Origin of the sequence: Faecalibacterium hattorii (assembly GCF_003287455.1) — a bacterium.
Lineage (GTDB): Bacteria > Bacillota > Clostridia > Oscillospirales > Ruminococcaceae > Faecalibacterium > Faecalibacterium hattorii.
Genome location: NZ_PRLC01000035.1, coordinates 1 through 2,031, shown reverse-complemented (window position 1 = coordinate 2,031; position 2,031 = coordinate 1). Strand labels below are relative to the sequence as shown.

Annotated in this window: 2 protein-coding genes and 2 pseudogenes; all 4 read right to left on the bottom strand. The window is 50.8% G+C overall.

Going from position 1 to position 2,031, the window contains the following annotated elements:
* Positions 1-419, bottom strand: a pseudogene (locus tag C4N23_RS13605) (VirB4-like conjugal transfer ATPase, CD1110 family); the annotation flags it as partial.
* Positions 391-726, bottom strand: a complete 336-nt coding sequence (locus C4N23_RS13600) for a PrgI family protein (RefSeq protein WP_483423403.1) — start codon at positions 724-726, stop codon at positions 391-393. The pseudogene C4N23_RS13605 and the gene C4N23_RS13600, both read right to left, overlap by 29 nt.
* Positions 727-769: 43 nt before the next feature.
* The gene (locus C4N23_RS13595) at positions 770-1,636 is read right to left on the bottom strand and encodes a VirB6/TrbL-like conjugal transfer protein, CD1112 family (RefSeq protein WP_112146665.1); all 867 of its coding nucleotides are present in this window, start codon (positions 1,634-1,636) and stop codon (positions 770-772) included.
* Positions 1,637-1,854: 218 nt separating this feature from the next.
* Positions 1,855-1,953: pseudogene (locus C4N23_RS13590) on the bottom strand (Maff2 family mobile element protein); the annotation flags it as partial.
* Between the last annotated feature and the right edge of the window lie 78 nt (positions 1,954-2,031).

Genomic DNA, 2,031 nt, shown 5'->3' with positions numbered 1-2,031 from the left:
AATTTGGTCTTGGTCAGACCATTATTGCCCTTGGCAAGCTGCTGCCGCAGCATCTGGCTGTACTCAGCACGAACATCGTCAAAGCCGTCTTTCTGGTACGGAATGCGGATGCTCTTTTCAAACTCGGTGCTGTCGGTTGCCATGTTCACAAAAGACAGTTCAAATTTGATGCTGGAATCGAAGAAGTTCAGAAAACTGCACCATTCCTCGAAAATCGCCGTCTTATCCTCCTGCTGGGCCAACTGATAATTGATGTCCTGATACTGGATGGTGCGGGTGTAGTAGTTTGCTTTCACCCGGCAGGTGCCATCCTCAAACATCCGCTGCATGGGGATGGACTGCTGGGCGGTTCTGGGCACAGCAGGCTTCGGCGGCTTTTTCTTGCCGCTTTTACCGGTCTTTTTCCAAAACGGAATCATAGGTCATGCCTCCCTTCATCAAAATCGCATAGTAGTTGTTGGTCTTGTAGGGGCGAATTTTCGGGCGGAGAAACCGGGACTGCACATAGTACGACAGCAGCTTTTCCATGGGCTGACCGTTTTTCTCGTACATCGCCAGAAAGAACATGGGCAGCATGACTGCCATCATACCGAGGGTGGCGGCAGTGTTGCCGCCGGAATCTCGGAGCAAAAAGAAAAGCGGCACTCCAATCAGTGCCGCCGTTCCGAAGCAGATGAGCTGCCGCTTTGTCAGGTTGAAAGCCACTTTTGACTTCACCTTGGTCAAATCGCGAGGAACAGAAATATACGCAGCCAATAAAGCACCCCCTTTAATGCGCTCCGAGAACAGATTTCGTCACGGAGCTGGTTTTGAACAGACTGAAACAGAGCAGGACGGTGTAGCCGACAATGCCCCAGATCGAATTGATGGCATCGCCGGAAATCGCCACATTCTGAATCAACACGGCATAGATGGCCACGCAGATGAGGATGAGAAAGCCCTGAAATCCCAGCGCAAACAAGCATTTCAGATAGTTCTGTCCCATATGGCTCTGTTCATGGTTGCCCCATGTTGCCATGGGAATCGGCGCAAGGCTCACCATACAGTAGATCTCAATCATGCGTCCGTACACAATGACGAAAATCACGATTGAGAGGATTCTCATGGTGATGCCGATGAAGAAGCTCTGCAAAAAAAGCCCGAAGAGTGGACCGACATCCATTTGCATCAGACTGGCTTCCAGCATCGACAGGCCGATTTCATTGACGCGAGTATTGCCCGCAATAATGCCGCTGGAATCGGACACGACTTTCTGCGTCAGGTCAAAGACTGCCATCACAATATCGAACGTGTTGGAGATGAACCATACTGAAACAGTGGTCTTGAAAATCCAGCGCATAATAAGTGCTGGCTCAAACTGCGCCATGTTGTTATGCTGGGTTATCATTTCAATCAGTTCGTAACAGGCGATAAATGTGAGGATAATGCCCGCAATCGGCAGAACCACGTTCCGGGAGAGCGATTCGATCATCGCAAAAACGCGTGGTTCAAAGGCCGATGGCCGTGTGCCGACCTGTTGCGCAATGTCACCGACCTGCTCATTTACGGCATCGAACAGCCCGGACAGGTTTGACATGATGCCAGCCGTCAGGATACCCTTTATCCAATCGGCTATGGCTTTGAGAACGGTTTCCATTCAGCAGTCACCGTCCTTTAGGTGAAGTGGTTGATAAGGGTCTTGAGAAGGTTCAGAACAAAAATAATGTGGATCAGAAGCTGCATAATAGCACCGCCTTTCGTTGATGGGTGGATGGTCTTGCAGCAATTCACTTCCTATTATAATAGGGGCTGTTATCCACAGCGAGGATTGAAGCGATTGCGTATGTACAGGCGGAATAAATCCGCCCGCGGTTCTTAACCGAACAGGCCGCTCAGCAGAGGAATCAGGGTAATGCCGACCAGCGCGACACCGCCGCCAGCCATGAGCTGCTTCATACCCTGACTCTTGCTGCCGGATAGCCATAGGTAAGTCTTTGATATGATCTCCAACTTTTCCCCGGCTCCACACCGTGCGTGCAGCTTTCACCGCAC